Origin of the sequence: Kribbella albertanoniae, from assembly GCF_004348455.1 — a bacterium.
Taxonomy (GTDB): domain Bacteria; phylum Actinomycetota; class Actinomycetes; order Propionibacteriales; family Kribbellaceae; genus Kribbella; species Kribbella albertanoniae.
Map to the genome: position 1 here is coordinate 26,604 of NZ_SMKA01000035.1, position 19,102 is coordinate 45,705.

At 68.0% G+C, this 19,102-nt stretch carries 22 protein-coding genes and 1 pseudogene; 19 read left to right on the forward strand and 4 right to left on the reverse strand.

From position 1 onward, the window contains the following. Window positions 1-5: 5 nt before the first annotated feature. From E1261_RS11345 to E1261_RS11365, 5 genes are read left to right on the forward strand one after another with little or no spacing between them, the layout of a single operon-like run. Window positions 6-950 carry an alpha-E domain-containing protein gene (locus E1261_RS11345; protein ID WP_132405615.1) on the forward strand — a complete coding sequence of 315 codons (945 nt, stop codon included), beginning with the start codon at window positions 6-8 and terminating at the stop codon, window positions 948-950. Continuing rightward, a complete protein-coding gene (locus tag E1261_RS11350) occupies window positions 947-1,789 on the forward strand; it encodes a transglutaminase family protein (protein ID WP_132405616.1) in 843 nt (280 codons plus the stop codon). The genes E1261_RS11345 and E1261_RS11350 overlap by 4 nt, the downstream gene beginning before the upstream one ends. Before the next feature lie 4 nt (window positions 1,790-1,793). Continuing rightward, complete coding sequence (locus E1261_RS11355) at window positions 1,794-2,837, forward strand: glucose 1-dehydrogenase (protein WP_132405618.1); 1,044 nt, start codon at window positions 1,794-1,796, stop codon at window positions 2,835-2,837. Window positions 2,838-2,854: 17 nt separating this feature from the next. Next, window positions 2,855-3,118, forward strand: a complete 264-nt coding sequence (locus E1261_RS11360) for a DUF3618 domain-containing protein (RefSeq protein ID WP_132405620.1) — start codon at window positions 2,855-2,857, stop codon at window positions 3,116-3,118. Continuing rightward, a complete protein-coding gene (locus E1261_RS11365; RefSeq protein WP_272948571.1) occupies window positions 3,115-3,453 on the forward strand; it encodes a GroES family chaperonin in 339 nt (112 codons plus the stop codon). The genes E1261_RS11360 and E1261_RS11365 overlap by 4 nt, the downstream gene beginning before the upstream one ends. 4 nt (window positions 3,454-3,457) lie before the next feature. Here E1261_RS11365 and E1261_RS11370 read toward each other — a convergent pair whose 3' ends face one another. Then, entirely contained in the window at window positions 3,458-3,835 is a 378-nt protein-coding gene (locus E1261_RS11370) for a DoxX family protein (RefSeq protein WP_132405622.1), read from the reverse strand. A gap of 86 nt (window positions 3,836-3,921) precedes the next feature. Between E1261_RS11370 and E1261_RS11375 the strand changes: the two genes are divergently transcribed. Genes E1261_RS11375 through E1261_RS11395 form a run of 5 tightly spaced genes read left to right on the forward strand, consistent with a single transcriptional unit; the run spans window position 3,922 to window position 8,767 of the window. Beyond that, window positions 3,922-4,407, forward strand: a complete 486-nt coding sequence (locus tag E1261_RS11375; protein WP_238176144.1) for a MarR family winged helix-turn-helix transcriptional regulator — start codon at window positions 3,922-3,924, stop codon at window positions 4,405-4,407. Between the two features lie 18 nt (window positions 4,408-4,425). Further along, window positions 4,426-5,532 (forward strand): succinyldiaminopimelate transaminase, encoded by a 1,107-nt coding sequence (dapC, locus tag E1261_RS11380; protein ID WP_132405624.1) that lies wholly within the window; start codon window positions 4,426-4,428, stop codon window positions 5,530-5,532. 49 nt (window positions 5,533-5,581) lie between these two features. After that, window positions 5,582-6,736, forward strand: coding sequence for an amino acid deaminase/aldolase (locus E1261_RS11385; RefSeq protein ID WP_132405626.1), 1,155 nt, complete (start codon window positions 5,582-5,584; stop codon window positions 6,734-6,736). Next, on the forward strand, window positions 6,733-8,034 hold the full coding sequence (locus tag E1261_RS11390) for a D-arabinono-1,4-lactone oxidase (protein ID WP_132405628.1): 1,302 nt from the start codon (window positions 6,733-6,735) through the stop codon (window positions 8,032-8,034). Before E1261_RS11385 ends, E1261_RS11390 begins: the two co-directional genes overlap by 4 nt. Window positions 8,035-8,044: 10 nt before the next feature. Then, entirely contained in the window at window positions 8,045-8,767 is a 723-nt protein-coding gene (locus tag E1261_RS11395) for a PIG-L deacetylase family protein (protein WP_132405630.1), read from the forward strand. Here E1261_RS11395 and E1261_RS11400 read toward each other — a convergent pair. Both E1261_RS11400 and E1261_RS11405 read right to left on the reverse strand, forming a co-directional pair. Beyond that, window positions 8,764-9,174 (reverse strand): hypothetical protein, encoded by a 411-nt coding sequence (locus E1261_RS11400; RefSeq protein WP_132405632.1) that lies wholly within the window; start codon window positions 9,172-9,174, stop codon window positions 8,764-8,766. The genes E1261_RS11395 and E1261_RS11400 overlap by 4 nt on opposite strands. 45 nt (window positions 9,175-9,219) lie before the next feature. Next, a complete protein-coding gene (locus E1261_RS11405; protein WP_132405633.1) occupies window positions 9,220-9,756 on the reverse strand; it encodes a DUF6817 domain-containing protein in 537 nt (178 codons plus the stop codon). Window positions 9,757-9,960: 204 nt separating this feature from the next. On the opposite strand from E1261_RS11405, the gene E1261_RS46835 reads away from it, so the two are divergent. Continuing rightward, the gene (locus E1261_RS46835; RefSeq protein ID WP_272948572.1) at window positions 9,961-10,092 is read left to right on the forward strand and encodes a hypothetical protein; all 132 of its coding nucleotides are present in this window, start codon (window positions 9,961-9,963) and stop codon (window positions 10,090-10,092) included. Here the strand turns inward: E1261_RS46835 and E1261_RS11410 are convergent. Further along, on the reverse strand, window positions 10,078-10,980 hold the full coding sequence (locus tag E1261_RS11410) for a LysR family transcriptional regulator (protein WP_132405635.1): 903 nt from the start codon (window positions 10,978-10,980) through the stop codon (window positions 10,078-10,080). The two genes, E1261_RS46835 and E1261_RS11410, sit on opposite strands and share 15 nt — an antisense overlap. Before the next feature lie 113 nt (window positions 10,981-11,093). On the opposite strand from E1261_RS11410, the gene E1261_RS11415 reads away from it, so the two are divergent. The 8 genes and pseudogenes from E1261_RS11415 to E1261_RS11450 form a co-directional block, all read left to right on the forward strand. After that, a complete protein-coding gene (locus tag E1261_RS11415; RefSeq protein ID WP_132405637.1) occupies window positions 11,094-11,837 on the forward strand; it encodes an SDR family oxidoreductase in 744 nt (247 codons plus the stop codon). An 11-nt stretch (window positions 11,838-11,848) separates the two neighbouring features. After that, window positions 11,849-12,850 (forward strand): alcohol dehydrogenase catalytic domain-containing protein, encoded by a 1,002-nt coding sequence (locus tag E1261_RS11420; protein ID WP_202874627.1) that lies wholly within the window; start codon window positions 11,849-11,851, stop codon window positions 12,848-12,850. A 12-nt stretch (window positions 12,851-12,862) separates the two neighbouring features. Beyond that, a complete protein-coding gene (locus E1261_RS11425) occupies window positions 12,863-13,510 on the forward strand; it encodes a TetR/AcrR family transcriptional regulator (RefSeq protein WP_132405639.1) in 648 nt (215 codons plus the stop codon). A gap of 85 nt (window positions 13,511-13,595) precedes the next feature. Further along, window positions 13,596-15,356 carry an ABC transporter ATP-binding protein gene (locus E1261_RS11430; RefSeq protein WP_132405641.1) on the forward strand — a complete coding sequence of 587 codons (1,761 nt, stop codon included), beginning with the start codon at window positions 13,596-13,598 and terminating at the stop codon, window positions 15,354-15,356. Beyond that, on the forward strand, window positions 15,353-17,083 hold the full coding sequence (locus tag E1261_RS11435; protein WP_132405643.1) for an ABC transporter ATP-binding protein: 1,731 nt from the start codon (window positions 15,353-15,355) through the stop codon (window positions 17,081-17,083). Before E1261_RS11430 ends, E1261_RS11435 begins: the two co-directional genes overlap by 4 nt. Further along, a complete protein-coding gene (locus E1261_RS11440; protein WP_132405645.1) occupies window positions 17,080-17,820 on the forward strand; it encodes an MFS transporter in 741 nt (246 codons plus the stop codon). The genes E1261_RS11435 and E1261_RS11440 overlap by 4 nt, the downstream gene beginning before the upstream one ends. Beyond that, complete coding sequence (locus E1261_RS11445; RefSeq protein WP_132405647.1) at window positions 17,804-18,307, forward strand: MFS transporter; 504 nt, start codon at window positions 17,804-17,806, stop codon at window positions 18,305-18,307. Before E1261_RS11440 ends, E1261_RS11445 begins: the two co-directional genes overlap by 17 nt. 101 nt (window positions 18,308-18,408) lie before the next feature. Further along, a pseudogene (locus E1261_RS11450) lies at window positions 18,409-19,102 on the forward strand (hypothetical protein); the annotation flags it as partial.

The following is a 19,102-nucleotide window of genomic DNA, read 5'->3' on the forward strand; positions in this document are numbered from 1 at the left end:
TGACGATGCTCGCACGCAACGCCGAATCGCTGTACTGGATCGGCCGGTACGTCGAACGCGCGGACGACACCGCGCGGATCCTCGACGTCTCGGTGCACCAGCTGCTCGAGGATGCCTCGGTCGATGCCGATACGGCCAGCCGGACCCTGCTCCACGTCCTCGGTATCAACCCGCCGGACGGCGCACCGCTGGACGTGTGGGGGCTGACCGAGCTGGTCGCCATGTCACCGGAGACCGGCTCGATCATCTCGTCGATCTCCAGTGCCCGGGAGAACACCCGCGTCGCCCGGGAGGTGGTGTCGAGTGAGCTCTGGGAGTGCATCAACGCGACGTACAACGCCGTACCGGAGCGGCAGCGTGCTGCGCGCCGGATGGGGCCGCACGGGTTCCTGAGCTTCGTGGAGGACCGGGCGGCGACGTTCGCCGGACTGGCCGACTCCACGATGAGCCGCGACGACGGATGGCGGTTCCTGGTGCTGGGGCGCTCGGTGGAGCGGGTCGACATGATCGTCCGGCTGCTGATGTCCCGGGTGGGCGACAAGCCGACGTCTCCCGGGTGGGTGACGGTACTGCGTTCTGCTGGTGCCCATGACACGTACCTGCGCACGTATCGGGGTGCACTCGATGCCTCCCGGGTGGTGCAGTTCCTCCTGCTCGACAGGCTGTTCCCGCGGTCGGCGTTCCACGCGCTGCTGCAGGCCGAGGCGTGTCTGGAGGAGCTCGACCGCGGTCCGGCGGCCCGCATTGGTACCGGCGCGGAGGCGTCCCGGTTGCTGGGGAAGGCGCGGAGCGATCTGGAGTTCCTGCGCCCTGCTGAGCTGCTGGACAACCTCACCGGCCGACTGCAGGCGCTGCAGACGACAGTGCGCGAGGTCGGCGAGGCAGTGTCCCGGCAGTACTTCCACACCGTGCCCTGGATCGAGTGGAACAACGCGGAGGTGAACCTGTGAGGTGGCGTCTCCGGGTGGTGCACACCACCGGCTACCGGTACGACGGTCCGGTCGCCCAGTCCTACAACGAGGCTCGGCTCACCCCGCGCAGTGACGACCGGCAGAACTTGATGGTTGCGCGGCTGGAGACTGTCCCCGCGACCCGTGCCTACAAGTACACGGACTACTGGGGCACTGAGGTCAACGCCTTCGACCTGTTCACCCCGCACACCGAGCTCAAGGTCGTCGCGTCCTCCGTGGTCGAAACGACCGGACAGCCGCTCCCTGCGGTCGATGCGTCCTGGAACGACGTGCGGTCGTCGGAGTCCGTCGACCTGTACGCCGAGTACCTCGAATGGACCAGCTACGTTCCGAAGCACCGCGAGCTGACCGCTGTGGCCCGCGGGCTGCGCAAGGGTCGGACTCCCCAGGAGACCGTGCTCGCAGTGTCCAAGTGGGTGCACGACACCCTCAAGTACCAGCGCGGCACCACAGGTGTGCACTCGTCGGCCATCGACGCGTGGCAGGCCGGTGAGGGCGTCTGCCAGGACTACGCACACCTCACGCTCGCCATGCTGCGTGCTGTCGGTATCCCGAGCCGCTACGTCTCCGGCTACCTACACACCAAGCCGAACGCAGCAGTGGGTGAAACAGTCGTCGGTGAGAGCCATGCGTGGATCGAAGCCTGGACCGGTGAGTGGTGGGGCTTCGACCCGACCAACGACCTTCCGATCGCACACCGGCACGTCTGGGTCGCCACTGGTCGCGACTACGCCGACGTGTCCCCGTTGAAGGGCATCTACTCGGGCGGCGCGGCCACAGCAATCGAGGTGACAGTGGACATGACCCGGCTAGCCTGAGGCCATGCGGGCGATGACCATCACACCGGGCAAGGCGGACTCCGCGCGGTTGGGTGAGGTGGCAGAGCCGCCGGTCACTGACGGATCAATCCTGGTAGAAGCCCTGCTGACAGGCATCTGCGGGACCGATCTAGAGCTGGTGTCCGCACACTTCGGAACCGGTCGGCCGGGCTCAGACCAGCTGGTCATCGGCCATGAGTCGCTAGGACGGGTCCTCGAGGCACCTGCGGGTTCCGGCTTCGCACCGGGTGACCTGGTCGCCGGAGTGGTCCGCCGGCCGGACCCGGTGCCCTGTCCGGCCTGTGCACGCGGTGAGTGGGACTTCTGCCGCAACGGCCGCTACACCGAGCGCGGAATCAAGGAGCTGGACGGGTACGGCGCCGAGCGCTGGCGCGTCGACCCCTACTTCGCCGTACCGGTTCCCGCCGAGCTCGGAAACCTCGGCGTACTCGTGGAACCGGCCAGTGTGCTCACCAAGAGCTGGGAACAGATCGATGCGGTCGGACAGCGGTCCTGGTACGGCCCCGAACACGTCCTCATCACAGGGGCCGGGCCGATCGGGCTCCTGGCCGCCATGGTCGCGCGACAGCGTGGGTACGACGTCCATGTGCTCGACCGGATGTCCGACGGGCCGAAGCCGGACCTGGTCCGCGCACTCGGGGCCAGCTATCTGACGGACCTCAGCCAGCTCCCCGTCGTACCGGACGTGATCATCGAAGCGACCGGTGTCGGCCAGGTCGTCTTCGACTGCGCCAAGCTGCTCGGACCGGCCGGGGTGATGTGTCTGATCGGCATCTCGCCGGGGCCCGCCTCGATCGACGTACAGCTCGATGCACTGATCCGGCAGCTCGTCGTGCGCAACGTCTCGGTGATCGGCGTGGTCAACGCCGCCAAGCGGCACTACGCCGACGCCGTGGACGTGTTGCAGGCGGCGGATCCGGACTGGCTGACGCGCCTGATCACCAGGACCGTCCCGTTGTCCGACTGGACGTCGGCGCTGGCCCGGGAGCCCGACGACATCAAGGTGGTCGTGGACATGCAGGGCTGACCTGCGAGGATGGGGGTATGTCGGAGACGAAAGCTCGCACCGCCGAGCAGATCGAAGCGGACATCGCCGCCACCCGGGCCCGGCTGGCCTCGACCGTGGACGAGCTGGTCGACCGCGCGCACCCGAAGAACGTGGCCCTGCGGCAGGTCGAGCAGGCCAAGTCCCAGGTGTTCGACGAGACCGGGCAGCTCCGCACCCAGAAGCTCGTCGCGGTCGCCGGTGCTGCCGTCGGTGTCGTCGCCGTGCTGCTGCTGATCCGTCGCCTGGTGGGACGCCGGTGACTGTTCGCAAGAAGCTCACCGACGACAAGCTGCCGGTCCGGATGCTGCACGACCGCGTCCTGGTCTCGGTGGAGGCCGAGGGTGAGCGCAAGTCGTCGGCCGGCATCCTGATCCCCGCCACCGCCCAGATGGGCCGCCGGCTGGCTTGGGCGAAGGTCGTCGCGATCGGCGCCAACGTCCGGACCGTCGAGGTCGGCGACCGCGTCCTGTTCGACCCGGAGGACCGGGCCGAGGTCGAGGTCCGAGGCGACGACTACATCCTGCTGCGTGAGCGCGACCTGCACGCCGTCGCCTCCAACCGCCTCGAGGACGGGCAGACCGGCCTCTACCTCTGAGTGCTCAGAAGCTGTTCGGGCCGAACCGGAAGATCGCGAGCACGACGGCGAGCACCAGGACCACCGCGTTGATGATGATCGGTTGGTACTCCTTGCGGCGGCCGTGGGTGATGATCGCGCCGAGCATGATCACGGCCAGCCCGACCGCGGCCAGCGGGGTCAGGATCGGGGCGATGTCGAGGACGGCCGGCAGGATCAGGCCGATCGCGCCGAGCACCTCGGCGGCCCCGATCAGCTTCAGGGTGCCGGGCGAGAAGTCCTCGACCCACTTCATGTTCGGGGTCGCGAGCAGCTTGGCGTGCGACTGAGCCAGCTTGTTCGCGCCCGCGGCCAGGAAGAAGGCGGCCAGAACTCCGGCCAGGATCCACAGAAAGACGTTCATGGCTCACTCTCGGTTATCAGTTGATGTATCAACTCAAGGTAGACCCTCGGGACTTGAAGCGTCAACAAATCACGTAAACTAGCGGCGTGGCGGAGCGGAACGAGGACACCCGATGGCTGGAGCGCGATGAGCTCGCGGCCTGGATGTCGCTGGCCGGGCTGATGTTCAAGCTGCCCGGAGCGCTCGACTACCAGCTGCAGCGGGACTCCGGTCTGACCCATTTTGAGTACCTGGTGCTCGCCGGGCTCTCCGAATCACCGGACCGGTCCCGGCGGATGAGTGATCTGGCCGGATTCGCCAACGGCTCGCTGTCGCGGCTGTCGCACGTGGTCAAACGGCTCGAGCGCCGCAGCTTCGTCGTACGGCGTCCCGCTGAGGATGACGGCCGGATCACCGTCGCCACCCTGACGGATGCCGGCTACGCCTTCCTGGTGGACGCTGCACCCGGACATGTCCGTACCGTCCGCGAGTACGTGATCGATGCGCTCACGCCGGAGCAACTCGCTCAGCTGAAGGTGATCGCCGACCAGATCCTCCAGAGAGTGGACCCAGGCAAGCCCTGCAGTGAATGAGCGGGGGAGAATGGCGGAGTGAAATTCGAGACCTCCAGCCGGCTGCCCGACTTCCCGTGGGACAAGCTCGCCCCATACAAGGCCAAGGCGGCCGCCCATCCGGACGGCATCGTCGACCTGTCCGTGGGTAGTCCCGTCGACCCAGTGCCCGCACTGGTGCAGAAGGCGCTGGCTGACGCGGCGGACGCACCGGCGTACCCGACCACACTCGGTACGGCGTCGGCCCGCCAAGCTGCGGTCGACTGGCTGGCCCGTCGTCTCGGAGTGGTCGGCGTGGACCCGCAGCACGGCGTACTGCCGGTCATCGGGACCAAAGAGTTGATCATGATGCTGCCGACGCTGCTCGGCGTGGGCGCTGGGGACATGGTGCTGATCCCCGACCTGGCCTACCCGACCTACGAGGCCGGTGCGGCCCTGGCACGCGCAACCAGCGTGCCGGTGGCGGACCCGACGGCGTACGACGGTGGTCCGGTCCGGATCGCCTACCTGAACTCGCCCCGCAATCCGTCTGGCCAGATCACGCCCCCGGACGACCTGCGGCGGGCTGTCGAGTGGGCGCGGGCGAACGACGTACTGCTGGTGAGTGACGAGTGCTATGCCGAGTTCGGCTGGGACGAGAAGCCGATGTCCGTGCTGCACCCCGACATCTGCGGTGGGACCTTCGACAACCTGCTCGCGGTGCACTCGCTCTCCAAGCGCTCCAACCTGGCCGGCTACCGGGGCGGATTCGTCGCTGGCGACGAGACGGTGGTCGCGGAACTGCTTGCAGTACGCAAGCACGCCGGACTGATGGTGCCTTCACCGATCCAGGCAGCCATGGCTGCTGCGTTCGCTGATGACACCCATGTGGATGAGCAGCGCGAGCGCTACCTCCGCCGCCGCACCCTCCTCCGCGACGCCCTCACCGGCGCCGGCTGGAACATCACGCTCTCCAACGGCGGCCTCTACCTGTGGGCGGACCACCTGACGTACGACTCCTATGCCTCGGTGGCCGCCCTGGCTGAGCACGGCATCCTCGTCGCGCCCGGCACCTTCTACAGCCCCGACGCCGATCACCACATCCGGGTCGCGCTGACCGGAACCGACGAGCGCGTGGAGGCGGCAGCTGCCCGGCTCAAGGGCTAACTCGCAAAGATGTATTACCTTTCAGTATTTCTTCGCTTACACTCCCAGAATGGGTGAGTTCGAGCGGTACGGACGGCTGACCGCGGGCTTGGATGCGCCGTTCGCCGTGGTGGATCTGGCCGCGTTCCGGCGGAACGCGGACGATTTGGTACGGCGGGCCGCGGGGACTCCGATCCGGATCGCCTCCAAGTCGGTGCGCTGCCGCCAGCTGCTCGCGGCCGCGCTGGAGCGGCCCGGGTTCCACGGGGTGATGGGCTACTCGCTGCTGGAGGCCCTCTGGCTCGCTGAGAACGGTGTCGACGACATCCTGCTCGGCTACCCGACCACGCACCGCACTGCGCTGCGCGAGCTGGCCGCCAACCCCGAGGCGGCCGCGAAGATCACGCTGATGATCGACTCCCCAGAGCACTTGGCCTTCATCCGCGCCGCGACTACTGGTGGCGCGAAGATCCAGGTAGCACTCGACGTCGACGCGTCCCTGCGGGTCTTCGGCCAGCATCTCGGCGTACGGCGCTCGCCGCTCCGCACCCCGGATGACGTGGCCGCACTGGCTCGGCAGGTTGTCGCGGACGACGCGTTCGAGCTGACCGGAGTCATGTTCTACGAGGCGCAGATCGCCGGTCTGCCCGACACGTCCCCGGCTGTGCGCTGGGTGAAGCGCCGCTCCGCCGCTGAGCTCGCGGACCGGCGCGGTGCGGTCGTCGACGCGGTCAAGCAGCTCGGTCCGCTGCGGATCGTCAACAGTGGTGGCACCGGCAGCCTGGAGATCAGCAGCGCCGACCCGGTCGTCACCGAAGTCACCGCCGGCTCCGGCCTCTACGGTCCGACGCTGTTCGACAAGTACGACGTCTTCCAGCCCGAGCCCGCGGTCGCGTACGCCCTGGACGTCGTACGCCGCCCAGCCCCGCGGATCGCCACCCTCTTCGGTGGCGGCTACGTCGCCTCCGGCCCCGCGAAGAAGTCCCGCCTGCCCTCACCCGCCTGGCCGGCCGGCCTGAAGCTGTTGGGCACAGAAGGTGCCGGAGAAGTGCAGACTCCGGTCCTTGGAAAGTCCGCCGACGCCCTGCATCTTGGAGATCGAGTCTGGATGCGCTACGCAAAGGCGGGGGAAATGTTCGAACGCTTCGAGTCCGTCCACGCAATCGACGGCGAAACCTTGACCGAGCTGGCAACCTACCGAGGTGAGGGACGGAACTTCGGATGAGCACGTGGCGAAACTGGGCCGGGACTGAAGCTGCGACCGGCGTTGAGATCCTGGCGCCGACCTCGGTCGACGAGCTGGCCGCATCGGTCAAAGCTGCGGCCGAGCAAGGCAAGAAGCTCAAGGCTGTCGGTTCCGGCCACTCGTTCACCGGTTGTGCCGCGCCTGAGCAGGTGATGGTCCGACTCGACAACCTGTCCGCGATCACCAACGCCGACCAGGAATCCGGTCGCGTCACCGTCGGCGCCGGGACCGGTCTGCGCAAGCTCAACGCCGGCCTGGCCGCCTTCGACCTCGCGATGGCGAACCTCGGCGACATCGACAAACAGACGATCTCCGGAGCGATCTCCACCGGCACCCACGGGACCGGCGCTCGCCTCGGCGGGATCGCCACCCAGATCGCCGCACTCGACCTGGTCACGGCCGACGGCTCGATCTTGCACTGCTCCCCGGAGGAGAACGCGGACGTCTTCAACGCGGCCCGGGTCTCGGTCGGCGCGCTCGGCGTGATCAGCGCGGTCACCCTGCAGACCGTCCCGGCGTTCCTGCTGCGCGCCCAGGAGATGCCCCTCCCGCTGGCCGAAGTGCTCGACGGTTTCGATCAGCTTGCCGACGGCAACGATCACTTCGAGTTCTACTGGTTCCCGCACACCGAGCTCGCGCTGACCCTGCGCAACAACCGGGTTGCCGAAGGAGTGACCGCGTCGCCCGTCGGCACGATCCGCGGCTGGATCGACGACGAACTGCTGTCCAACCGTGTCTTCGAGCTCACCAACCGCCTGGCGACCCGACGCCCGGCGCTGGTGCCCCGGATCAACCGGCTCGCATCCCGCGCCCTCTCCGCCCGCGAGTACGTCGACGCGTCGTACAAGGTGTTCGTCTCCGAGCGCAACGTCGTCTTCCGCGAGTCCGAGTACGCCGTACCGCGCGAGCACGTGGTCGAGGTGCTGCACCGCCTCCGGGACTGGATCGACAAGTCGGGCCACCATTTCCCGTTCCCGATCGAGGTCCGGGTGGCCGCGGCCGACGACATCTGGCTGTCGACCGCGTCCGGCCGCGACACGGCGTACATCGCGATCCACCAGTACCACCGGCTACCGCACGACATCTACTTCCAGGCCTTCGAGCGAATCGTCGCCGAGTACCAAGGGCGTCCGCACTGGGGCAAGCTGCACACCCTCGGCGCCGACGACCTCCGTGCCCGCTACCCGCATTTCGACGACTTCCTCGCAGTGCGCGATCGGGTCGATCCCAACCGCACGTTCAGTAACCCGTACACACGCAAGGTCTTCGGCGACTAGCCTGCACAGCATGAGTGCTTCGGAAGGATTGCAGCCGGTCGACGAGGACTGGCAGAAGGCGCTGGCCGTGGTCGCGCATCCGGACGACCTGGAGTTCGGGTCGTCGGCGGCGATCGCGCGCTGGACCGCGCAGGGCAAGGAGATCGTGTACGTCCTGCTGACCTCGGGCGAGGCAGGGATCGACGGGATCGCCCCCGACGAGTGCGGCCCACTGCGCGAGGCCGAGCAGATCGAGTCCTCGCGGATCGTGGGGGTGTCGGCAGTTGAGTTCCTCGGTCAACCCGACGGCACGATCGAGTACGGCGTACCGCTGCGCCGCGTGATCGCCGAGGTGATCCGCCGGCACCAGCCGGAGATCGTGATCACGAACAACTTCCGCGACACGTGGGACGGCGACGTACTGATGAACCAGGCCGATCACATCAGCACCGGTCGCGCCACGCTGGACGCCGTCCGCGACGCGGCCAACCGCTGGATCTTCCCCGACGCCGGTGAGCGCTGGGGTGGCGTCAAGCAGGTCTGGGCAGCCGGCTCGCCCAACTCACGGCACGCTGCTGACACCACCGACACGTTCAGCATCGGCGTCGAGTCCCTGAAGGCCCACAAGGCCTACATCGACGGCCTCAACTGGCCGCACTTCGACGCCGAGGAATTCCTCGAAGGGAATTCCCGGCCCACCGGCACCCTCCTGGGCACCAAGTACGCGACCCGCTTCGAGGTCTTCACCCCCTAGTCAGTCGGCAGCTCCCGGGCAGCCCGCAGCGAAGGCAGCGTCGGCTTCGGCCGGCGCGGCTCGCGGTCACCGGCGGGATCACCGGGACCCTGCGGACCGATCCACGAACGCACCAAGGCGCGGCCGTGCTTGCGCGTGACCCGATGCAGATCGACGCGCTCCACCTCGGTCATTGGAATGCCGAGCTGGAACAGCGTCCGCTGGGCCATCGCGTAGGCCTGGTCCTGTTTGCGGGCCGAGGTCTTGTGCTGGAGAACGATCGCGACCTTCCCGTCGGGCAGCTCGTCGAGTCGCTGGAACCGCAGACCCCGGTCGAGCGGGTACGAGGTGAGCGACAGGGCGACGTACTCGGGCTCGGTCAGACGGCGTACCGGCTTGGCGTGAGCAATCACTTCGTACCTGGACATGCTCCGATCATGCGTCGCCGAACGACGGAATTCCAGGAACGCGGGTCAGAGCTGCAGAATCCGCTGCGCATCGGCCAGCACGGCCGGCGAGGCCAGCGACTGCCAGCGCGGGATCTGCTCCTGCAGGAACGGGCGCAGCTTGGGCTCGAGCTTCGGTGCGTGGTCGAGAACGTCGAGCTCGTTGACGATGGTGAGATCGACGAACTCCCGCAACTGCTCGCCACTCACCTCCTCCGAGGTGCCGGTGAAGCGGTCGGTGACCGTGCGGTGCTCGGCCAGATCGCGCCAGCTGGTCTCCCGGTCGCAGGCGCCGTACCGATAGACCAGCAGCTCCGCCTCCGGCCCGATCACCGACTCGAGCACCGGGCGCTCGGTCTGCCAGTCGAACAGATGGGTCGGGAAACCATCCGTGCCGTACGACGCGTGCGCCAGCCCGGCCAGGATCAGCGTCTCGGACGCGCCCAGCGTGGTGAGCCGCTTGGCGACGCGATGCAGATGCACGTAGAGGCTGCCGCCGGCGTGGTCGATCTCATCCGCGCCGCGGACCAGCAACAACGAACCCAAGTCCTCGAAAGTGCTCATCTGACCCCTTCTCGGCGCCGGCCCAGGCACCAACCGTAAAGCCGTGCACGGCAGATCGCCCACCACCTCGGCGTGCCGATTCGGTCACACCTCGTTCACCCGGCGTTCCCGCACAAGGGAACCCCCGGAGCGCACCCCGGACCGGCCCCTGAAACCGTCGCTGCACCCTTCCGCAGGGCACCCGCCGCACGCCACGATTTCCTCATGAGCAACACCGCAGCCCGCTGGACCCTGATCGCGGCCCTCGCCGTCCTCACGCTCCTCACGATCACCATCACGACGCGCCTCGACGGCGCCCTCGACAAGCCGGCCCAATCCACCTCAGTTGGCAGGTAGCAGCACCCGGCTGGTCTCCTGCAGCAGCAACGGCAGATACGGGTTCGGGTTGTGCACAGCCCACATGAGCGCCAGCTGATTCGGCGGCGCGTCGACCAGGGGCAGCCACACCAGCCGCGGATGCGCGAAGTAGGTCACCGTCGACGCAGGCGCGATCCAGCAGCCGTGCCCCGCGGCCACCAGATGCAGGCACTCCTCTGGGGTCCGACCCTCTGGCCCGAAAACAGCCCGCGAACCGTCAGGCCGCGGATCGATGAACCAGAAGCTGACGACCGCTTCGGGCATCCCCTCGCGCGGCCCAACCACCGGTACGTCGGCCAGGTCGGCAATCGTCAAGCTGTTCCGCTCGGACAACGGGTGCCCGGGCGGTAGCGCGACCCAGCGGTCCTCGGCGAGCAGCGGATGAATGACGAACCGGGGATCATCGCCGATCGGCAACCACAGAAACGCAGCGTCCGCCCGGCCCTCGACCAGCGCCTCGATCTCCTCGGGCAGCGTGTGCGAGGAGATCGGCTGCACCTCGAGATCCGGTGCCTGCCGCCGCAGCGCCGCCTCGACCGCAGGCATGAAGTGCGCGGTGCTCTGCGCCTTGAACGCGATCCGCAGTGGCTCGGACCGCGCGGCCCCGACCATCCGAGCCTCGGACATCATCGCTTCCGCCGACGACAGCAACGCCTCGCCCTGCTTCAGAACGACTTGGCCGGCCGCGGTCAGCTCGATTCCGGACGACAGCCGCACGACGAGCGGCGTACCGACAATGCGCTCCAGTTGGCGGATCTGCCCGCTGACCGCTTGCTGGGTCAGATTGAGCCGCCGGGCCGCCCGCGTCATGCTGCCGTCCTCGGCCACGGCGGCCAGCGCCTGCAGGAGACGCAAGCTCAGATCCACACCAGCATCCTGCCACAACGATTCCTTGTGCCCTCCCCAAAAAAGCTCTGTTTCCGTTCCGTCCGATCACGCCGGACGATCGGAGCAGGGCGACTTGATGGGAGAAAGTAAGTATGACGCTGCAGGGGAGAACCGCGCTCGTCACCGGCTCGTCCAAGGGGCTGGGCCGGGCGATCCTGCTCCGGCTCGCCGGGCAAGGGGCGAACGTGGTGGTCAACTATTCGCGCGACGAGAACGCCGCGGCCGAGGTTCAGGCGGCGGCCGAAGCGCTCGGGGTCCGCGCGATCACGGTCGCGGCCGACGTGTCCCAGCTGGACGGGATCCAGAAGGTCTTCGATGCCACCATCGCGGCGTTCGGGCGGATCGACATCGTGGTCGCGAACGCGGGCATGGAGAAGGTGAACGTCGCGGTCACCGACGTGACCGAGGAGGACTTCGACCTGCTCTTCCGGGTCAACACCAAGGGCCCGTACTTCGTCCTGCGCGAGGCCGCCCGCCGGATCGCCGACAACGGCCGGATCGTCACGATCTCGTCGAACACCACCACCGTCCCGCAGTTGGGCGTCGGTCTCTACGGCACGAGCAAGGTGGCCACCGGGTACCTGGCCCGAGTGCTCGCCCTCGAACTCGGACCACGTGGCGTGACGGTCAACACCGTCGTACCGGGTCCGATCGACGGCGCGGGCATCTTCACCGACCCGGCGAACGACGAGTACAAGCAGAGCCTGGTCGCGATGGTGCCGATCGGGCGCCTCGGTACGACGGAGGACGTGGCGGCGGTGGTGGCGTTCCTGACCAGTGACGACGCCGGCCTGATCACCGGACAGCAACTGGTCGCCGACGGCGGAATGCACTGAAAGGGTTTCTGATGACTATGCGAGCAGCTCAGGTACAGCAGGCCGGCGGGCCCTTCGTGGTAACGGATGTAGCGATTCCCGACCCGGCGCCCGGACAGATTCGGGTCAAGGTCCACGCCTGCGGAATCTGCGGCGGTGACGCGATCCCGCGCAACGCCTTGTTCGGCACGGTCCTGCCCCGGATCCCGGGCCACGAGATCGCCGGCGTGGTCGACGCGGTCGGCGAGGGCGTGACGCTGTGGACGGTCGGCGAGAAGGTCGGTGTCGGCTGGTCCGGCGGCGTCGACTTCACCTGCGAGCACTGCCGCCGCGGTGACTTCACGAACTGCGTGAACCGGACGATCGTCGGTACGTCGTACGACGGTGGTTACGCCGAATACATGGTCGCCCCGCAAGACGCGGTCGCCCGGATCCCTTCAGGACTCACGTTCGAGGAAGCGGCCCCGCTGATGTGCGGCGGGATCACCGCCTTCAACGCCCTGCGCCATTCCAAGGCCGGACCCGGTGATCTGGTGGCGGTCCAGGGCGTCGGCGGTGTCGGGCACCTGGCGATCCAGTTCGCCGACAAGATGGGCTTCCGGACCGTCGCGATCAACCGCGGCCGCGACAAGGACGCCTTGGCCCGGCAGCTCGGCGCCGACGAATACATCGACAGCACGGAAGGCGACGCGGGTGAGGCCCTGAAGGCCCTCGGAGGCGCGTCCGCCGTACTGGCCACCGTCTCTCGCGCCGAACTCCAGACCGACCTGATCAAAGGCCTCCGCCCCAACGGCCAACTGATCGTCCTGGAAGGCTCCGACCCCATCCAGGTCACCGGCCACGAACTCGCCGACAGCCGGATCAGCGTCTCCGGCTGGTACTCCGGCGTGGCCCAGGACTCCGAGGACACCCTCAACTTCGCCGTCCTCAAAGGCATCCGCCCCATCATCGAGACCTACCCCCTGGAAGAAGCCAAAGCCGCCTGGCAACACCAACCCAAGGCCAACCTCCGCATCGTGCTGACCACCCCCTGACAGACTGGGCGGGTGGCGACCAAGCGGAGATCCGGGCCGGCCGGGAGGGCCGGCCCGCTGAGCCGTGCCCGCATCATCGCGGCGGCGCAGCAGTTGGTCGAACGCGACGGCGTAGAGCGGTTGACCATGCGTGGCGTGGCCGACGAGATCGGTACGTCGCCGATGTCGCTCTACCGTCACGTCGCGGACAAGCGCTCGCTGCTGATCGGCCTGCTCGAAAACGTCGCGGAGGAGATCGCCCGGCAGCCCCTGCCGACTGGGTCTGATCCACGGCAGCGGATCATCGATACGCTGACGCAGACGTACGACGTACTCGCAGCCAACCCGTGGACCGTGCAAGCCCTGCTCGCCGTCCAGGAGCTGCCGCCCGGCGCACTGCCGATCTCGGAGCATCTGGTCGAGGCGCTGCGGGAGACCGGGCTCGATGACGCGACCGCTGTCGTCGCGCACGCGGCGATGTGGCACTTCGTCTGGGGTCAGCTGACCTTCGGCCACCTCGACGAGCTCACGCTGACCGCGTTCCGGCGGCAGGGTTCCGCAGCTGGCACCGCCTACACCCAACTCGCGAAAATCGCCGGTACGGCGCCAATCGTGGCGCCTCGGGAGGCCCTCGTCAGCGGCGTGACCGCCCTGGTGAACGGCTTCCTGCCGCGCGACTGAAGCTCTCCCTAAATTGAAATGGTTGTCATTAAGCTGTCCCTGTGTGTACGTTGTACGCATCCGTCAGACAGGGAGCGCCGCACTGATGAAAGCCGACCGCAAAGCCACCGCGAAACCGCCTACACCGAGCCTGTTCCACGCTGTCCGCGGACGGCTGCTGTTCGGCGCCGGTCTATCGCTGGTCAGCTCGGCGCTCGGCCTCCTGCCGTACGTCGCAGTCGCCGAGATCGCGAAGACGCTGCTGACCGTGGACACCCCGGGGCGCGCGGTCGTCGGCTGGCTGGCAGTCGGCGTGGCCGGAGCAGCTGGGCGTCTCGGTCTGCTGGTGGCCGGCAATCTGCTGACGCACTACGTCGACGCGGATCTGCAGCGCCAGCTCCGAGCCCGCCTGGCGCGCCACCTCTCCACCGTCCCGCTGGGCTGGTTCAGCAAGAAGGGATCAGGCGAACTGAAGAAGGTCCTCGACGACGACATCGAGGACATGCACCACCTGGTCGCCCATGCCGGGCTCGACGTGGCGAGCGCGGTCGGACTACCCCTCGCAGCCATCGTCTATCTGGTGACGGTCGACTGGCGGATGACCCTGGTAACGCTAGCGCTCCTGCCATTGGCCATGCTCACGATCAGCAGGGCGCATCGCACGTTGCCGGTCCGGATGCAGCAGCTCGTCACCGCCCAGCAATCCATCAACAACGCGACGGTCGAGTACGTCGACGGCATCCAGGTGATCAAGGCCTATCGCCTGACCGGGCGGGCGTGGCGGCGGTTCTCGGGTGCGGTCGACGAGTTCTGTGATGCGTTGGCGGCCTGGAGCGCCGAGAGCGGCCGCGCGCTGTTCGCCAGTATGGCGCTGCTGTCTCCGGCAGCCGTCCTGGTCGTCGTGATCGGAGCCGGCTCGGCCATGATCTCGGCCGGCTGGCTGGCACCGGTCGACCTGCTGCCGTTCATCCTGGTCGGCGTCGGCCTGCCCGCGCCGTACATGACGTTGGTGCAAGGCACCCAACTGCTCCGCAAGGGCAAAGCTGCTGCGGGCAATGTCTCTGCGGTTCTCGATGAGCCCTCGCTGCCGACAGTGCGTGAGCCTCGAATGCCGTCGCAGTGGGACATCCGGTTCGCGGCCGTCGATTTCGGCTACGACGAGCACCACCAGGTGCTGCATCACGTCGATCTGCACTGCCCACAAGGGTCGGTGACCGCGCTGGTCGGGCCGTCGGGTTCCGGCAAGACGACCTTGACGCGCCTCGTCCCGCGGTTCTTCGACGTCACCGGCGGCGCGATCCGGATCGGCGAGGTCGACGTCCGCGAGCTGGCGCCCGGCGTACTGCTGCGGATGGTCGCGGTGGTCTTCCAGGACGTCGTACTGGTGCGCGACACCATCCGCGAGAACATCCGCCTGGGCGACCCGACTGCCGGCGACGACGAGGTGGAGGCGGCGGCACGGGCGGCGCAACTCCACGAGACGATCCTCGCGTTACCGGACGGCTACGACACAGTCGTCACCAGTCGCGGTGGCGTGTTGTCGGGCGGGGAGAGACAGCGACTGACCATTGCCCGGGCGATCCTGCAGGACGCGCCGATCGTGCTGCTGGACGAGGCGACCGCGTCCGTCGACCCGGACAACGAGGCTGCGATCCAGCAGGCGCTGGCCGAACTCACCAAGGGCCGCACGCTGCTCGTCGTCGCACATCGCCTGCACACCATCGCGCGCGCCGACCAGATTGTGGTGCTGGACGACGGCCACGTCGTCGGGCGCGGCACGCACGACGAACTCCTCAACAGTGCCGGGAAATACGCCCGGATGTGGGCGGCGCAGTACCAGCTCCCCAGGACGGAGGCTGCACGATGATCAACCGGCTGCTCGCTCTCTGGCCGCACCCGGCCATGCTTCGGACACTGACCATCCGGTACGCCGTCCTCGGCGTACTGCAAGGTGGAATGCTGCTGGGCCTGATCCCGTTGTTGCAGGCCCTGCTCCAGTCGCCACCCGATCTGAACCTCGCCGCCCGATGGACCGGGATCATCGCCGTACTGGGCGTCGCATACCTGGGCGCGTTGTGGTGGGCGAAGTCGCTCGGCTACCGCATCGCCCACCTGATCATGCGCGACCTGCAGCACGGACTCGGCCGGCACTTACTCACCTTGCCGCTGGGCTGGTTCGTCGGCGACCGAGCCGGCCGCACGGCCCGAACGGTCGCGCAGTCGACGCCGTCGGCCGCGAGTATCGTCTCGCATGTCTGGCCCGAGCTGGTGCAGTCCATCGCAACCCCGCTGACGGTCGTCGCCGGTGTGTTCCTGATCGACTGGCGGATGGGACTGGCCTTCCTGGTCACCCTGCCGGCCGCAATGGTGATCCTGCGCTGGTCGGCGCCGATCGTCCGCGAGACCCAGGTGGTGATGGACGACGCGTCCTCCGAGGCCGCCGGTCGCGCCATCGAGTTCGCCCAGGCCCAGCCGGTCCTGCGCGCCACCGGCCGTGCCCAGGAAGGGTTCGCTCCGATGGAACGCGCACTGGACCAGCAACGAGTGGCCTTCCGCGCCGCGCTGAACCGGCACACCATGCCGCAGATCGCCTACATCGCCGTCGTCCAAGTGGGCTTCACGATCGTGCTTGTCTCTGGCGCGCTACTAGCCCTGGCCGGTGAACTCTCGCTCGCCGAAACCATTGCCCTGCTGGTCCTCGCAGCACGTTTCGTCGAACCGCTCGCGCAGGTCGGCAACCTGTTCGGCACGATCCGGGTCGCCGAGGTCGCGATCGACCGCGTAGCCGAAGTACTCGACGCCGCCCCGCTGCCCGAGCCCGCGCAACCGAAGCCCAGCGGCGACAGCACGGTGGAGTTCGACAACGTCACCTTCGGGTACGGCGGACGCCCCGTTCTGAACGACTTCGGGATCCGGGTCCCGGCCGGCACCATGACCGCGCTGGTCGGTCCGTCCGGCTCCGGTAAGACCACGGTGCTGCGGCTGATCTGCCGGTTCTGGGACGTCAATGGGGGATCGGTGCGCGTCGGCGGGGTCGACGTCCGTGAACTGACGACGGACAGCTTGATGAGTCAGCTGGCGATCGTGTTCCAGGACACCTATTTGTTCGACGGCACGCTGGCCGAGAACCTGCGGCTCGCCGCACCCGACGCCACCGACGACGAGTTGGCCGACGCCGCGGCCGCCTCCCGGCTGGACGAGGTGGTCGCGCGGATGCCGGACGGGTGGGACACCCGAGTCGGTGAAGGCGGTCTCTCCCTGTCCGGCGGAGAGCGGCAGCGGGTGGCGATCGCGCGGGCGTTGCTGAAGGAAGCACCGATCGTGCTGCTCGACGAGGCCACCGCGGCGCTGGATCCGGAGAACGATGCGGCCGTGACCGCCGGCCTGACCGCCCTGACGAGCAGAGGCCGCACGGTTGTGGTCATCGCCCACCGCCTGACCACGATTGAGCAGGCCGATCAGATCGTCGTCATCGACGGTGGCCGGACGGCAGAGGTCGGCAGCCATGACGAGCTGATGGCTCGCGGCGCGACGTACGCGCGCTTCTACCGGGAGCGCCTGACTGCGGCGAGCTGGCAGGTGGGGGGCCGATGACGACGCAGTCAGCTGAGTTGGGCGTCGCGCGGCCGATCCCGACGTACCGGCTGTTGGCGGCGCTGCACGCGGGGCAGTACATCGCGATCAGCTTCCTCCATGTCGCCCTGGTTGTGATCCTGCGTGATCGCGGTGCGTCCTTGAGTCAGCTCGCCGCGCTCAACCTGACCGGCATGGTGCTTGCGGTGAAGTTCTTGTGGGCGCCACTGCTGGATCGGTTCGGAGCTCGCAGGGGTCACTTCCGTTCGTGGCTGCTGGTCCTGCAACCGACACTCGCTCTGGGACTGGCCGCGCTGCTCCCGATCGATCCCGTCAGGCAGTTCGGCCTCCTGCTGGTGATCGTGCTCCTCATCGTCCAGGCCGCCGCGATGCAAGACGTGGCTGCGGATGCGCTGTCAGTGCGAGCACTGAGGTACGCCGACCGCGGTGCCGGGAGTGGCATCCGCCTGGGCGGGGGCTACCTGGGACATGTTGTCGGGGGTGGTCTGGCGCTGCTGATCTATTCGAGGTGGGGATGGCACGCGGCTGTGCTCACCGTGGTCGTCGTCACGCTCGCGCCGCTGAGGCAGCTCGTGTCGTATCGCGAGCAGGCCCTCTTCCCGGCAGAGACCCTCACCACGCTCCCTGCTGACAGTCTTCCGCGCGCCCGGCGTCGTCCGCTGGACTCTGGTGCTGCTGCCATTGAGCTGGGTCGGCGTGGCCGGCGGGTACGCGCTGGTGATGCCGATGCTGGTTGATGCCGGCTGGCCGCCGGACCGGATCGGCATCGTCGTGGGGATCGTCGCAAGTACGGCGGGTATCGCCGGCGCGGTCGGTGGGGGACTACTCACCAGACGGTACGGACGTAGCCGGGTGCTCGCGCTGTCCTGCGCGGCACAAGCCGTTGCCTTGAGCGCCTTTCTGCCGCTGAGCTCGGGGTTCGCGCCACTCGTTTTCACAGTCACCGTGCTCGGCCTGTTCGGTGGTGTGTACGCCGCAGGCTCAGTAGCCGCCACCACCGTGATCATGGACCTCAGCCGCCGCGAACTCGCGGCCGGCGACTTCACCATCCTGACCAGTCTGGGCTTCTTCGTCTCCCTGGCGGCCGGTGCCATCAGCGTCACCCTCGCCAACCACCTCGGCTACCGACCAGTCCTGCTGGCGGCCATCACCCTGGTTGTCACCGCCGCAATCGCCAACAGCCGCCAACCCGATCCGGCCGGCCGTTCCTTGTCGACACGCTGATCCACCCAAGTCACCTCCTCCGCTACGAGACCCAGGCCGCGGTATCCCTTGTCTGCAAGGCCGATTTGCCCCGTTATCGTTTCGTGACTATATTAGAACACATGTTCGAGACGGAGCTGTCAATGCTGTCGACGGCCGACTTGCTGGAGTCGGCCGCCGAGGAACGCGCGACCGAGCAACGGTCGGCCACACGCTCCCTCGTTCATGCTGTCGTGTACGCCGACCGCTTCCATCCCGATGTGTGCCCGGTGCGTCCGGGGCGTCGTGCGAGTGATGGCCGGGAGCGTGTGGTGGTGCTGGGCGGGGACGGCTGCCCACCGATCCTGGAGTTCTGTGTCTCGGAGTACGGCGCGGTCGTGGGAATGTCGCCCGGTGTGGCGCGGGACTATCTGGCGAACGCGCTGGCGTTGCGGCACCGGTTCCCGTTCGTCTGGGCGAGGGTGCTGAGCGAGGAGGTCACGGCCTGGAAGGCGCGCAACCTCGCCCGTGACTGCGAGAAACTGTCACTCGCGGCCGCGCTGTACGTCGACAAGCGCGTCGCGCACCTGCTTGACACGATCTCACCGACCCGGCTGGCCAAGATCATCAAAGCCGCCAAGATGCACGCCGACCCCGACCTGGCCAAGGCCGAGGCGGCCGAGAAGACCGACGAGCGCGGCGTCTGGGTCGGCCGCTCCGACGAGCACGGCACCAAAACCTGCGTGATCAAGGCGTCCTCGGGGGCGGTCCGGCGGCACAAGGCAAAGATCGACGAGATCGCCGACGCCCTGCTGGCCCTCGGCGACAAGCGCAGCG

Excerpts from the sequence above, each read along its gene's own strand:
- E1261_RS11345 (WP_132405615.1), top strand. The coding sequence starts at position 6 with ATGCTCGCACGCAACGCCGAATCGCTGTACTGGATCGGCCGGTACGTC.
- E1261_RS11355 (WP_132405618.1), top strand. The coding sequence starts at position 1,794 with ATGCGGGCGATGACCATCACACCGGGCAAGGCGGACTCCGCGCGGTTG.
- E1261_RS11360 (WP_132405620.1), top strand. The coding sequence starts at position 2,855 with ATGTCGGAGACGAAAGCTCGCACCGCCGAGCAGATCGAAGCGGACATC.
- E1261_RS11370 (WP_132405622.1), bottom strand. The coding sequence starts at position 3,835 with ATGAACGTCTTTCTGTGGATCCTGGCCGGAGTTCTGGCCGCCTTCTTC.
- E1261_RS11385 (WP_132405626.1), top strand. The coding sequence starts at position 5,582 with ATGGGTGAGTTCGAGCGGTACGGACGGCTGACCGCGGGCTTGGATGCG.
- E1261_RS11390 (WP_132405628.1), top strand. The coding sequence starts at position 6,733 with ATGAGCACGTGGCGAAACTGGGCCGGGACTGAAGCTGCGACCGGCGTT.
- E1261_RS11395 (WP_132405630.1), top strand. The coding sequence starts at position 8,045 with ATGAGTGCTTCGGAAGGATTGCAGCCGGTCGACGAGGACTGGCAGAAG.
- E1261_RS11400 (WP_132405632.1), bottom strand. The coding sequence starts at position 9,174 with ATGTCCAGGTACGAAGTGATTGCTCACGCCAAGCCGGTACGCCGTCTG.
- E1261_RS11405 (WP_132405633.1), bottom strand. The coding sequence starts at position 9,756 with ATGAGCACTTTCGAGGACTTGGGTTCGTTGTTGCTGGTCCGCGGCGCG.
- E1261_RS46835 (WP_272948572.1), top strand. The coding sequence starts at position 9,961 with ATGAGCAACACCGCAGCCCGCTGGACCCTGATCGCGGCCCTCGCCGTC.
- E1261_RS11415 (WP_132405637.1), top strand. The coding sequence starts at position 11,094 with ATGACGCTGCAGGGGAGAACCGCGCTCGTCACCGGCTCGTCCAAGGGG.
- E1261_RS11420 (WP_202874627.1), top strand. The coding sequence starts at position 11,849 with ATGACTATGCGAGCAGCTCAGGTACAGCAGGCCGGCGGGCCCTTCGTG.
- E1261_RS11430 (WP_132405641.1), top strand. The coding sequence starts at position 13,596 with ATGAAAGCCGACCGCAAAGCCACCGCGAAACCGCCTACACCGAGCCTG.
- E1261_RS11435 (WP_132405643.1), top strand. The coding sequence starts at position 15,353 with ATGATCAACCGGCTGCTCGCTCTCTGGCCGCACCCGGCCATGCTTCGG.
- E1261_RS11440 (WP_132405645.1), top strand. The coding sequence starts at position 17,080 with ATGACGACGCAGTCAGCTGAGTTGGGCGTCGCGCGGCCGATCCCGACG.
- E1261_RS11445 (WP_132405647.1), top strand. The coding sequence starts at position 17,804 with ATGCCGATGCTGGTTGATGCCGGCTGGCCGCCGGACCGGATCGGCATC.